We start from the raw sequence: 12,628 nt of genomic DNA, 5'->3' as shown, positions 1-12,628 counted from the left end.
CGTTCACCGCGTGTACGCTCATCGTTGGCTGGTGGAATTTCTGTAATGGTTGTCGCAGTTCGGCCCAGTCAGTCGGAACGGGCCGGATCGGGCTCGAGGCCGACGACGGACCGGCCACGGACGTTCGCGTAGCCCGACGGCGTGAGCTTCACCGCCGGGACGCCGGGGAACGTCAGCGTCTGGACGGTCAACAGCGGACGCTCGATGTCGACGCCGCCCTCGCGAAGGGCGTCCTCGAGCACGTCGAACTCGGTCGCGAACGTCTCCGGGGCCAGTTCGGCGGCGGTCGCGGCGATCGGCATCGCGAGAGCCGCCACCACCTCCCCGTCACGAGCGACTGCAAACCCGCCGCCCATCGACGCGACCCGGTCGGCAGCGACGACGGCATCGTCGGTGTCGGCGGCGACGGTCACCAGCCCGGGACTCTCCCAGGTGCCGGTCGTCGCGATCGCCCCCGATTCGAGACCGTAGCCGGTGAGAAAGCCGGTAAAGCCGCGATCATCGGTCGCCGGATTCCGGTCGAACAGCGTCGCGGTGAGGACGTCGTTCTCCGGGTCGGGACCGAGCCGCTGCTCCCCGCCGTCTCCGGCATCGACGATGTCGGGATCGACGGTCGTTTCGGTCGTCACGAGGCCACTATCGGCCGCCATCGCACGAACCGTCCCGTCCGGGGCTGCCTCGAGCGGGGCGGTGAACCGTTCGCGTTCGAGCGCGACTGAGACGGTGTCGTAGACGTACTCCGGGTACGGATCGGTCCTGGCCTCGACGAGCGGATCGCCGCCGTCGACGACAACGTCACCCTCCGTACAGACCGTTTCGACGGTCATCGTCTCGAGGTCGTCGACGACGACGAGATCGGCGACGGCTCCCGGTGCGACGATGCCCCGGTTCGCGAGTCCGAACTGCTCCGCCGTGTTCCGGGTCGCGGCGTCGATCGCGTCGGCCGGCTCCACGCCGGCATCGATCAGCCGGCGGACGATTTCGGCCATACCAACGCCTTCGAGCAGATCGGCCGGCCAGACGCCGTCGGTCGAGAGGGAGACGCTCCCCGGATCGAGCGCCGGATACGCCTCGATAAGTGCCGCGAGGTCGTCGCGGATCGAGCCACAGCGCCCGACCACGTGGATGCCGTTCTCGGCGCGTTCACGGATTCCAGCGGCCGAGATCGCCTCGTGGTCGTTGTCGACGACGGTCGCGAACGCGCGCAGCGAGTCACCGCGACAGCCCGCACCGTGTCCGACGATCGCGGCGTTTTTCTCGCGGGCGCGCTCGTAGAGGCGCTCGATCGGCGCATCCTGCCCAACGACGTGGATCCAGTCGATCTCGCCGACGCCGACGACCCGCTCGCGCTCGAGCAGGCTCGAGAGCGCCTCGAGTTCGGCTGGGGAGCCGGTCGCCGGCTCGAACGTATCGACGAAGGCCTGCGGTGGCAGCGTCACGTAGGTCGAAATCGGACAGTCGGCGGTCCGCTCGAGGAACGTCTCGACCCCACGGCTCCCGAACAGCAGCCCCAGTCCCGAGCTTTCGGTGACGACCGCGGTCGTCCCGGTCGCGAGCAGTTCCGGGACCGCGCGGTCGAAAATCAGCTGGATGTCCGCGTGCGTGTGGGCGTCGATCAGTCCCGGCAAGACGACACGATCGGCCGCCGAGACGACCGTCGTGTCGGGACCCGTGACCGAACCCGCGTCCTCGAGCAACGCAGCGATCCGGTCACCGACGACCGCGATGTCGCGCTCGAGGAATTCCCGGCGGTTCGAGCAGTAGACCCGTCCACCCTCGACGACCAGATCCGCGGTCGCTCCCTCGCTCTCGAGGGCGATCGGCTGTAACTCGTTCATCTTCACTCGTTCTCGTGTGCCCTCCCACGTTAATCGCTCGTGTGCTCGTGTGATCCGCCGATGGCTCGCCCGCCGCGCTGGATCGCGTCGGGAAAGCCCGATTCTGTTGTCCGCGAAAGAACTATATTCGCAGCCGACCGCTCTACGGGAGAGAATCAGATGAACAAACACTTCGACGACAGCCGATACTACCTCACCCGCGCCGCCGACCACGCCCGCCTCGGCGTGTCCGAATCCCTCGCAGCACCCGTAGCTCGCGTTCGAGTCCTCCTCGGCCGGGAGTCGGAACCCGAACCCGGCCGCGTCGACGGCGTCCTGGCCGCCGTGACCGCACTCGAAACGCGAGCGGAGACGCGGACCCGTCGGACGGTCGGGTCGCTGCGCGATCGGGTGGGTCGCTCGAGCGAATCCGACGACGATCGGTGAAAGGAAGCCTTAAGTTGAACGCACGGGAAGCACCTCGTGCGGGTTGGTGATCTAGTCCGGTTATGATACCTCCTTCACACGGAGGAAGTCGGCAGTTCAAATCTGCCCCAACCCACTCGTCGCTTTGCTCCTTGTGAAGTACTAAAAAGGAACGATGAGAGGTATCCTGGGTCAGGTACCAGAAGCATTGAGGGAGGGGAACGGTCGACTCAATACGCTGGAGAGACTGGATAGAAGCTTGACCAGCGTACGTGAGCGCCCATTTCGATAATCCGCTCCGGCAATTCCGGTTGAGAGCTAGGGGCTACACCGTATAATTACTGGGTGGGGCCGCAAATCGATCTGCAAGCTGAGCGGCTAATAAAGCCCGCTATCGAGCGAACACTGAATGGCGCTGCCGGTTTACTTTACTAGACGCCTCACAACAACTACGACCGCGACTCCAGCAACGACGACGCCGATGATCGTCGGAGCGAGTTGCCCTGCTCCCCACTCCCAGCCAAAGACCTGCGTACCCACAACTGCGACAATGGCAACGAGGAGGCCGACTGCAGTGACCAGGGACGACTGATCCGGATAGCTGGACGACATATTCGCCGTAGTGTTGGACGTGTACAGTGGTAAATGTACGGACTATACGTGTCGGATAGTGTTCAAATGCGGCGACCTCCTGCGAAGCTAACTGCCCTGTCCCGCTCATCGGCTGTTTCCGATTCGGTGTTAGCAAAACTATTTGAGAAATGGATGGTTCGTCATTTTATTTCTTTAAAGACATGTTTGACAGTGTTCCGTTTCTATGCTGTTCGTCTCTGCAATCGAACCCATAGCGATGACACGCAGCTCGTATGGTCTGTGAAACATCAACGAGGAACACAGTATTGTTGCGGTCGTAGTTCCCACTGCGTTCAGTGAGAGACGGATGTGCGAAACTCTTCGTTGAAGCCGGCTCGAGCGTTGTATGAACTAATTCGTTCATCCCAGACCGACGAGGACAGACAACCACTAGTTCTCATCGGTGAGTTAGATAACGAGTTTCGTCGCTCGAAACGTGATCCGCCGACCGCTCATCGTCCGGCTGTAGAGCAGTCCTGTGAGCCACTTTTAAACGGTTGACGAACCGGATGAGTGCCTAATATATAACTAATAAAGATAGTATTCGAAAGAGAGTCCAGGCAAGTTCTGGGCGAGCCAACGGTGGCGATCGCACACACGACCGACGCGCGAGGAATCGGCGGCGAGACGGACACGGCTGGACTCCTGATCACCGACGATGGCCGGTCGGCCAGGATCGCCGCGGGATTCGATACCCGCGTTCCCCGATGAGCGATCCGACGAACGTTTAAGACGGACCATATGGTACGGCAACACATGGTGTACCGACTCCGCTGTGACAGCTGCGAACTCGACCGTGAGTGTCGGGACTGGGCCGAAGCGAACAGGGTCGCCAGCGACCACGAAGCCGAATACGTCGATCACTGGGTGAGTATCGTCGACCTGCAGGAGGCCTAGGCGTCTCCAGCGGTTCGACCCGAACGACGGGCGAGCGTTCCTCGACTGGGCCGACGGGTTCGGCGTCGATCGGACGACGATCGAGTCCTCGTACGGACATCTGTCAGTGCCGACGCAGCCGCGACCGCTGTGGGGGCGCGCCGGGAAACAGTGACAGGGGCCCGTCTCAATCGGCCTCGAGTCCGTCCATTGTCGAGAGAAATGCGGCCAGGACGGCAGTGTGAACGGTGCGACTGTCCGTCTCCTGAATCGTGGCGGCCGCCTGGAAGCGCTCGCGGGCACGCGTCACCGTCTGTGGCTCGGCGGCGAGGTGGGCGAGGACGAACGCATCGGCGTCGACTCGCCGCGCGGCGTCGAAATCCGCCTCATCGTACAGGTCGGCGAAGGACGCGACCACGTCCGCGAGGAGGTCATCGGTCGCATCAGCACCGGGATCGCCCACGGGAACGCCGGAGTCGGACGAATCGAAGTAGTTCCCGTAGTCGACGACGCCGGCCTCCGCGTACAAGTGCTCCGCCAGCGCATCGAAGACATCCGCCGAGAGATAGACGCCGAACAGTGTGTAGCGATCGTCACTGGTCATAGTTAGCTGGCTGCTCGCTCTTCCGGAAGCGAGGGCCTCGAGTATAATAAATCTAGACGGGGCCGAGCCGACATCCGTCCCGACACTGTCGATTCTCGATCACACTCGCCGTCGATACGCAACGGATTATAGGACCCACTCTCGGACTCGAGTCGGATCACGTCGTCGGAAACCGATGCGATCGCGTCCTCGCGGATCCTCACGGTATCGTCGGCACCCCGGCGCCAGCCCAGGGCCGCCCTGATCGAATCCACGACGCCGGAACTGGGTTCGACGCGGGCGGTGTCGCCATCGATTTCCGTAACGGGACCGATCGCCTCACCGTTCGCGTTCTCGACCGCTTTGTCGATATCGTCCGGCGAAAACGTCGGGCTCATAATCGCTCGTGAGCGAGTCCGAGACAAGCCCGTGCTGCCTGCACCCACGTGGGCGACGGTGTGTGGCTCCCTTCGGTCGCCATATCGCGTCATCGATCATGACGTATTGCTGAGGTATAAAGCGTTTTAGCGCTGAGTCCTGAACGCTCGAGCGTGGCTTCTCGGGTACCGAATCCGTTCCGCTGGCTCCTGCTGTCGATCGGCCTCCTGCTCGCGCGGGCCGGGATCGTCGACGGGGGACGGGCCGAGCGGACCACCGATCTCGCCTGGCCGCGGATCGTCACGGGAATCGCGCGCATGTCCAAATCCGCCGCGGACGTGGCGATGGTCGGCATCGCCCTCGGTCCGGCAGCGATCGCTGGCGTCGGCTTCGCGACTCCCTTCTGGGCGATGGCGTTCGCGCTCGGTGGCGGGGTCGCGGGCGCGACGATCAGTCTCGTCTCCCAGCGCTACAGCGCTCGAGCCATCGAGGAGCTGTCGATGGCGGTGACGACGAGCGCGCTGGTCGTCGTCGCGATCACCGTTCCCCTCGCCGCCCTCTACTGGACCGTTCCCGAACGGCTCATCTCCCTTATCGGGGACGATGCGACGTCGCTGGCCTACGGCGCGGACTACCTCCGAGTCGTCGCTATCGGCGTTCCGATCGCCGCGTTGAACCTGATCGGGAGCCGAACGCTCGTCGGTGCCGACGACGCGTGGACGCCGATGGTCCTCCGAGCGGGGGGTGCGGCCGTCAACGTCGCTATCAACGCCGTCCTGTTGTTCGTCCTCGAGGTCGGCGTCGTCGGTGCGGCGATCGGCACGGTACTGGCGAACGCCCTCGTACTGGCGGCGTTCGTCACCGGATTTACCCTCGGCCGGCTCCCGCTCGTAGGCGAGTTCCCCGTCACTGTGGATGTTTCCCGCCCGTACACGACGGTCGACGACGTCCGGAACGTGGTCGGAATCGGGACACCGCTCGTGTTTACGAACGTCGCCCGCCGAGCCGCACAGTTCCCCATGCTCGCCATCGTCGCGTTGTTCGGGCCGAACGTGGTGGCCGCCTACGTCGTTGCCCGGCGCGTCCGTGACCTGATGGACACGCCCGGCTGGGGCTTTTCGCTCGCGTCCAGCAGTCTGGTCGGGCAGGAACTCGGGACCGGCGACGAAGGTGATGCCGGCACATATGGCCGCGAAGTCCTCTGGTTCGGCACTGCCGTCTACCTCTTCAGCGCGACCGTCGTTCTCGTCTTCGCCGAACAGGTGGGCCGACTCTTCGTGAACGATCCGGCGATCCTGCCGCTCGTGACGACGTTCGTCGCTGTCGCCTGCGTGAGCGTCGTCTTCCGCGGCATCAGCGGCGGTGCGACCGGCCCCCTCCGCGCGAGCGGTGACACGCGCTGGCCGTTCTACGGCCAGGTGCTCGGACTCTACGTGTTCGCACTCCCCGTCGCCGCTTTCGGCGTGATCTCGGTCCCGGTCCCGTTCCTCGGAACGGTCACCCCGCTGGGGATCGGCGCGCTCTACGCGGCGCTGGTCCTCGAGACGCTCGTTCCGGCGATCGTCACCTACCACCGATTCGCCGCCGGCCGCTGGAAGGTCATCAGTCGGGAGTATCGCCCGGAGTCGGCACACGGCGATTGAACGCGCCGGGTGACACGGTGTTGCCCGACCGCTCGAGAGAGTCACTATGACGACATCGAACGGGGCCGGAAACGCGAGTCGCCCGTAGTGTTGGGATCGTTCCGTGTAATGATTGAAAATAGATGGAAATAGGGACGTACCAGATCGGCAGTATCTGCTCTCTGAGGTAGCTCGATATTACACGCCAGTTTCGGACTCGACCTGAACGAATCTCAGCTTCCACGCACCACTATTGAAACCCCCTAGTAATAATATATAAACTTGTCTAGGCTCTGGTTAGTCCTGATAAAAGCGAAGGAGAACGACAGTGCTGTCGCTCACGAATCAGGAGAACCCGAGAAAATCAGGCGGTGATACCAGTAATCCACCTTGGCGATCTCCCGCCGGAACGGTTTCGACCGCACTGAGTAGTCGTCATTCGGATTCCATCCCCGGTCCAGTTTGATAAGCGTATCCGCCAATACCCACGCGTCGTAGAGCGCGACCGCCCAGAACCGAAACAACACGCGAACGGCGTACTGGTCGGTGTTCGTAAACGGAATGAAGTTCTGCTTCACAACCCGGAAGTCCGTCTCCACGTTCCAGCGAGCCGCGTACTCGCGGAGTTTCGTACGGACGTTCTCGCGGTTGTCCGGGACGTCGTGGCTGGTGACGTAGACGAACCATGGCCCGTCGTACTCCTCGGTATCTCGGTGGTCGGAGTCCTCAAGGCCCAGTTGGCCAGCCTCGGTGACGAACGAATCGAGTGAGTGCTGGCCGTTTGGTAGGGTCAAGTCGGGCGTTCCACGCTTCACGCACTTTGCCAACAGCCGCGTTTCGTGATACTTCTGGCTACTTTCATCCTTGTTCTCGTTAATGGTGTAGCCCAGGCGGTCGAGTTCTCCTTCGAAGCGTGTGAGGAACCGATGCAGTGCAGGGTCAGACTCGATTTCGGGGTGGAGACACCGGGCATAGTATGCTCGTGCGTAAGCGAAGGGGTTGGTGCCGCGGTGACGGTCGCCGGTGATGTCCCGAAACGTGAACTTGTTCTATGTTGTGTACGCTTAATATCGGCCACCGAATAGGTGGACGCAAACGATGTATCCCCGCACAACTGATCCTCCAGAACATGACCCCGTAGTTTCGGTCTCGGGCCTCACAAAACTCTATACAGGAGAGACAGGCCGCTTCACAGCCGTTGATGACGTTTCCTTTGATATCCAATCCGGGCAAATTGTCGGACTCCTCGGCCCAAACGGCGCTGGCAAAACGACAATCGTCAAAACTGTTCTCGGACTCATCACTCCCACACGTGGCGATGTTTCTATTCACGGCGTCCCTGTGCATGAGGCCCGTTCACGCGCATACAACTACGTGAGTGCTGTTCTCGAAGGCGCACGCAACGTCTATTGGCGTCTGAGCGTTCGTGAAAATCTCGCGTTTTTCGCTGGCCTCCATGGCATCGATCCCCGGGCACGTGTCGACAGACACGAGGCGATCATCGACACGCTCGGACTCACCGGAAAGGCAGACGAACCCGCCAAGAATCTCTCGCGTGGCATGAAGCAGAAAGTCGCGCTCGGCTGTACACTCGCCCGCGAGACTCATGTCCTCTTCCTTGACGAACCGATGCTTGGCCTCGACGTGGAAACGTCCCGCGACCTCCAAACTGAATTACAACGCCTTGCCCATGAGGAGAACAAAACGATCGTGATTACGAGTCACGACATGGATATCATCGAAGCCGTCTGCGACCGCGTGATCGTTCTCAGTGACGGCGACATCGTCGCTGATGATTCCGTCGACAGCTTACTCGATGTCTTCCAGTCCCAATCATACCGCGTCCAACTGACCGAGAACCCGCCAGCACACCTACGAGAGCAACTCGACACCCGCTTCCAGCTACTTGACTGGCGGACCGACACTGACTCCGTGGAGTTCGAAATCGCGCTTGCAGGCAGCGAGGAGTTCTACGAGTGTGTCGATATACTTCAAACGGCAGAGGCGACTATCAGGTCGGTCACTGAAATCGAGCCTGACCTGGAAGACGTCTTCGTTGAGCTGACGACAGCTGAGTCAGTGTCACCGGAGGAGGCGGAGTCATGAACCGGCATCTCATCTTGTTTCGAGTGATTGCGAGTAAATCAGTGACGCTCTCGCGTCGCTATCTCGTGAATACAGTGGTGGGATTCGTGACGCTGTATCTGTTTTTCGCGCTCGTTTTCTTCGGCGGGCAGTTTGTGGCAGCGGATTTGATTTCCCGGTCAGTTGGACCGCTCGTTGTCGGGTATTTCCTCTTCACGATGGCGGTGTCGGCATATGCCGATCTCACGCACGACCTGACTGATGAGGCACAGTGGGGAACTCTGGAACAGTTGTCGATGTCGCCGTTTGGCTTCACAGAGGTTGTTGCGGTGAAGACCGTGGTCAATCTCTTGGGAACGTTCGCTACCGGCATCGTCCTTCTGGTGTTGATGATGGCGACGACAGGGACGTGGCTTTCTATTGCACCCCTATCACTCGTTGTGCTCGGTGTGTTGACGCTGCTCCCAGTGGTCGGCCTCGGATTCGTCTTCGGTGGGGCGGCGCTTGTCTACAAGCAGATTGAGAAGGTGTTTCCGCTGATCCAACTTTCGTTTGCAGGCCTGATTGCCCTGCCAGTCCAAGAGTTTGTACTGTTGAAAATCCTTCCAGTGTCGCTGGGGAGTCACTTATTGCAACGAGTGATGACGGATGGGGTCCGCGTGTGGGAACTTCCGGTATTCGACCTTGGGCTACTGGTCGGGCAGTCGGTTGTCTACCTAGCGATTGGATTATTGGTCTTCCGGATTGGGACAGCCAAAGCGCGCAAACGGGGTGTTCTTGGGCACTATTAATCCGTGCGGGGCAGTGACCCATAGTTGTGATCGATCTACATCTCCACTCTATTAGGATCGGTCAAGAAAGTGGATAACCTATACTGACCGATCTAACTTCAATTGAGAGCACATCTTAGCATCTGTGATGTTCAAGCGTCGTGCGGGAGATCGTTCCCACGACTGTAGGACGGTGGTGAACATCTAGTGGCCCAAATATTATAATAAATAAACCATATGGGTTGAATAGCTGGGGATAGCGGCCGAATACTAGTTGATGATAACGTCTGAGGAAGTTTCATTTCGTAGGATGAACCGTGGACATCAATGTCTCCTCAGAGAGCAGAGTATACTGTTTCGAGACAGAGTGTCCGGTTCTGACGCGGTCGAAACGGGACTCAAATCTCCTGAACGTACGTGTACGCGTCCGAGAGTGCTTCGGCGTCCTCACGGAGGAGCGCGACGACGAGGCAGTCGACGTACTCCTCGAAGTAATCGACGAGATCGGCGATTCGGTTCGAATCGATCGCTTCGAGCGAATCGAGCAGCATGAACGGCACGACTTCGTGAACGTCGTGGACCAGATAGCCCGCAAGCGCGAAGACGAGCCCCGTCACTTCGCGTTCGCTCTCCGAGAGATGATCGACGGTGTCCTCGTAGGTCCGTCCCTCCTCGGTCGTCCGGACGATGTGCAGGTCGAACGCCGTCCGCGTGACCTTTCGACGCCCCTCGCGAACCGTTTTCTCGCGCCGTTCTATCCAGATGCGGTCGATGTTTCGATACTCGAGGATCGACAGGATCGAGTCCATGTGCTCGTTGAACGCGTCGACGGCCGTTTCCTCGATCCGATCGACTCGCGTCCTGAGATCGGTTAACTCGTCTTCGACGGTTCCACGCCGATCCTCGAGTTCGCTCCGTTCCTCGATTCGCCCGTCGATCTCGTCGATTCGAGCCTGGACCTCGTCGCGTTCGTCCTCGAGATCCTCGCGCTCGAGTTCGAGTCGATTCAGTTCGCGGTGCGTCTCGATGACGTCGCCGTACTCCGCGTTCTCGAACGTCTCGGCGTCCGATTCGAGTTCGTCGACGCGTTCCTGTTGGTCGTCGAGTTCGGCCTCGAGTTCGTCGATCCGCGTTGCCCGTCGCTCGAGTTCGTCATCGATCGCCGCGAGTCGCGTTTCGATCTGCCCCCGGTTCTGTGCTTGCTGGCGGAGTTCCTTTCGGCGGTCGGAGAGCTCGTCGATCCGTTCTTGCAGGTCGCTGCGTTCGTCGAGCTTTTCCTGTCGAAGCGACCGCAACCGATCCAGCGTCGATTCGATTCGGTCGCGCTCGACCTGCGAGCCACACGTCCAGCAGACGACGTCGGTCGACTCCGTGAGGAGCTGCTCGGTAATATCGTCGTCGTCGCTCGACTCGGCGGACGCCTCGAGGTCGAGCCCGCCGTCGGCGAGCCGTTCCTCGTTGAACCGGATCACGCTCTGGAGTTCGCTGACGGTCGTATCGAGCGACCGTTTCCGCGATCGAAGCTCCTGTACTCGTCCCTCGAGTCGGTCCGGCGACTCCTGTGGATCGTCGAACGCCTCGAGTTCGGCCTCGAGTTCGTCGCGCTCTCGCTCGAGTTCGGCGTAGCTCTCCCGTTCGGTCTCGAGGTCGTACTCGATTGACTCGAGTTCCGTCCGGGCGTCCTGGAGGTCGGCGAAGGCGGACTCTATCTCCGCTTTTCGAGCGCGACTCGCGTCCACGTCGAGATCGAAGTCGTCGAGTTCGTTCTCGAGCTCGGCGATTCGCTCGTTCGTGGCTGCGATCTCGCTCTCGAGCGTGACGCGCTCTTCCTCGAGATCGGGAAGTTCGGTATCGAGCCGCGAGAGTTCCTCGAGGCGGTCGTCTAACTCGCGTTTTTCCGCCTCGAGCGCTTCGATCTCCGCTTCGATCTCGTCCGTATCGATCGGCCGCATGATGAGTTCACGGAGGTCGTCGCCGCGTCGTACCGCCCGACGTGCCTCGTTGGATTCGAGCAGGAACGCGAAGAGATCCGCGAGCTCCGGGTCGTCGAGATAGGGATCGCCGTCGAAGACGATTTCGCCGTTTCGCCGCTCGAGGTATCGTGTGTACTGCTCGTCGTCGAACGTCAGTTCGACGTGACCGGCGTCCGCGTCGCCTTTCAGCGACGACCGTCGGCTGCCCAGGGCCGCCATAATCGTCTGGAGGAACGACGTTCGGTTCGTCGCATTCCGGCCAGTCAGAACGTTTACACCGGGCTGTAGCAGTACCTCGGTTGTATCGATACCGCCGATGTTCTCCGCCTGGACGGTAATCGGCGAGGTGACTGACTCTGGAGATGACACGACGAATAGTTCTCGCCGCTGGCTATAAATGCTATTTGGTTACGGCGGTTTTCCGACTCGGACGTTACGCCCCGTCGTCGGCCTCACAGTCACAGCCGCCCTGATCGAGGAGGTCGGCGATCGGATAGTCGGCCCCGCAGTTTCCACAGATGGTTCTGACGTCGACGAAGACCTCGTAATTTCGGTCCGTGATCTCGTCGGCATTGCTCAGTTCCTCGAGCGTGGATTCGGTAATAACCTGCGTTCGGCCGGCGAGTCGCTGGACGGTCTCTTTTTTCCGTTCGACGCGGTCGTCGCTGTCTTCCTCGGGAAGGGAGGCGTCGCGAACGTTCGTGAGATACGTATACACGGTCTGGTGCGTAACGAAGTCCGACGTGACGTCGTCGATGTCGACTCCGGAACGCTCGAGATCGCGCCGTTTCCGAACCGCGTCGGATCGCGACGCGTCGTCGTCGGTCAGCGTCCGATAGAGGGATTCGATGTCCGTATCGAGCGTGGACGGGCCCGCGTCGTGAACCGCCGCGCGGAGCACTGCCTGATTGAACTCCGTCGCGAGGTCCCGGAGGCTCGTTCGCTCCGTTCCGTCGCCGATCCACTCGGCCTCCAGCCGATCCCCCCACTCCTCGAGGTCGTACTCGGCCATCACTCGCTCGACCTTCGTTCGTCGCCCACCACTCGCGTTGTCTGCCATGTCGGATGGCACTGATGCTGACGGTACAAAGGTTGCGGTGGATGGTGGCACCGCGAGTCCGCCCGGTCGACGCCATCGGGAAGCACACTACCACGGATCGGTCAACGACATACTACGTCTTTCCCTACGCTTTCATAATCAGGTCGTCATAATTATCCCTCTGGTATATCCTCGCCCTGGGCGGAATAGAACGCTCGAAATCGGAATGTATGGTTTCATTCTCGAGAAAACTCTCTGTGAATGTGCATGTAAGGGACGGTCGTCTCCGTGTCCGGAGCGGCGGCGACCCCGTCTTCGACCGCCGATCCTGACAGTACGTGGATGATGGCTCCGTTTCGCGCCACGCAACGGACTGTCACGGTTTCGAATCCGGCATGTGTTCGAACACGTCGCAGTATCCGAGTA

General features: G+C 61.0%; 13 protein-coding genes and 1 tRNA gene. 7 read left to right on the top strand and 7 right to left on the bottom strand.

The genetic code is table 11. From position 1 onward, the window contains the following. Positions 1-68 precede the first annotated feature (68 nt). Positions 69-1,838, bottom strand: coding sequence for an adenine deaminase C-terminal domain-containing protein (locus tag CP557_RS05170; RefSeq protein ID WP_097378924.1), 1,770 nt, complete (start codon positions 1,836-1,838; stop codon positions 69-71). 159 nt (positions 1,839-1,997) lie between these two features. Here CP557_RS05170 and CP557_RS05165 point away from each other — a divergent pair, with 159 nt between their 5' ends. Both CP557_RS05165 and CP557_RS05160 read left to right on the top strand, forming a co-directional pair. Next, a complete protein-coding gene (locus tag CP557_RS05165) occupies positions 1,998-2,264 on the top strand; it encodes a DUF7553 family protein (protein WP_097378923.1) in 267 nt (88 codons plus the stop codon). A gap of 40 nt (positions 2,265-2,304) precedes the next feature. Continuing rightward, a tRNA-Val gene (locus CP557_RS05160) sits at positions 2,305-2,379 on the top strand. 287 nt (positions 2,380-2,666) lie between these two features. On the opposite strand, the gene CP557_RS05155 is transcribed toward CP557_RS05160, so the two are convergent. Continuing rightward, a complete protein-coding gene (locus CP557_RS05155) occupies positions 2,667-2,855 on the bottom strand; it encodes a multidrug transporter (RefSeq protein WP_097378922.1) in 189 nt (62 codons plus the stop codon). Positions 2,856-3,458: 603 nt separating this feature from the next. On the opposite strand from CP557_RS05155, the gene CP557_RS23255 reads away from it, so the two are divergent. Both CP557_RS23255 and CP557_RS22435 read left to right on the top strand, forming a co-directional pair. After that, positions 3,459-3,587 (top strand): hypothetical protein, encoded by a 129-nt coding sequence (locus tag CP557_RS23255; RefSeq protein ID WP_281255551.1) that lies wholly within the window; start codon positions 3,459-3,461, stop codon positions 3,585-3,587. Positions 3,588-3,632: 45 nt separating this feature from the next. Then, on the top strand, positions 3,633-3,773 hold the full coding sequence (locus CP557_RS22435) for a hypothetical protein (RefSeq protein WP_169924340.1): 141 nt from the start codon (positions 3,633-3,635) through the stop codon (positions 3,771-3,773). Between the two features lie 166 nt (positions 3,774-3,939). Here CP557_RS22435 and CP557_RS05150 read toward each other — a convergent pair whose 3' ends face one another. Both CP557_RS05150 and CP557_RS05145 read right to left on the bottom strand, forming a co-directional pair. Further along, positions 3,940-4,356, bottom strand: a complete 417-nt coding sequence (locus CP557_RS05150) for a hypothetical protein (protein ID WP_097378921.1) — start codon at positions 4,354-4,356, stop codon at positions 3,940-3,942. A gap of 2 nt (positions 4,357-4,358) precedes the next feature. After that, a complete protein-coding gene (locus tag CP557_RS05145) occupies positions 4,359-4,733 on the bottom strand; it encodes a hypothetical protein (RefSeq protein ID WP_097378920.1) in 375 nt (124 codons plus the stop codon). Between the two features lie 153 nt (positions 4,734-4,886). Here CP557_RS05145 and CP557_RS05140 point away from each other — a divergent pair, with 153 nt between their 5' ends. Beyond that, positions 4,887-6,356 (top strand): MATE family efflux transporter, encoded by a 1,470-nt coding sequence (locus CP557_RS05140; protein ID WP_097378919.1) that lies wholly within the window; start codon positions 4,887-4,889, stop codon positions 6,354-6,356. A 317-nt stretch (positions 6,357-6,673) separates the two neighbouring features. On the opposite strand, the gene CP557_RS05135 is transcribed toward CP557_RS05140, so the two are convergent. Then, complete coding sequence (locus CP557_RS05135; RefSeq protein ID WP_143825032.1) at positions 6,674-7,129, bottom strand: hypothetical protein; 456 nt, start codon at positions 7,127-7,129, stop codon at positions 6,674-6,676. A 304-nt stretch (positions 7,130-7,433) separates the two neighbouring features. On the opposite strand from CP557_RS05135, the gene CP557_RS05130 reads away from it, so the two are divergent. Both CP557_RS05130 and CP557_RS05125 read left to right on the top strand, forming a co-directional pair. Continuing rightward, complete coding sequence (locus CP557_RS05130) at positions 7,434-8,441, top strand: ABC transporter ATP-binding protein (protein WP_097378917.1); 1,008 nt, start codon at positions 7,434-7,436, stop codon at positions 8,439-8,441. Then, positions 8,438-9,211, top strand: a complete 774-nt coding sequence (locus CP557_RS05125; protein WP_097378916.1) for an ABC transporter — start codon at positions 8,438-8,440, stop codon at positions 9,209-9,211. Before CP557_RS05130 ends, CP557_RS05125 begins: the two co-directional genes overlap by 4 nt. A gap of 377 nt (positions 9,212-9,588) precedes the next feature. Here CP557_RS05125 and CP557_RS05120 read toward each other — a convergent pair whose 3' ends face one another. Further along, positions 9,589-11,532 carry an archaea-specific SMC-related protein gene (locus CP557_RS05120; RefSeq protein WP_097378915.1) on the bottom strand — a complete coding sequence of 648 codons (1,944 nt, stop codon included), beginning with the start codon at positions 11,530-11,532 and terminating at the stop codon, positions 9,589-9,591. A gap of 64 nt (positions 11,533-11,596) precedes the next feature. Beyond that, positions 11,597-12,223, bottom strand: coding sequence for a rod-determining factor RdfA (rdfA, locus tag CP557_RS05115; RefSeq protein ID WP_211290176.1), 627 nt, complete (start codon positions 12,221-12,223; stop codon positions 11,597-11,599). Positions 12,224-12,628 lie beyond the last annotated feature (405 nt).

The organism is Natrinema ejinorense (genome assembly GCF_002494345.1).
GTDB classification, from domain to species: Archaea; Halobacteriota; Halobacteria; order Halobacteriales; family Natrialbaceae; genus Natrinema; species Natrinema longum.
This window is presented reverse-complemented; position numbering and strand designations above follow the sequence as displayed.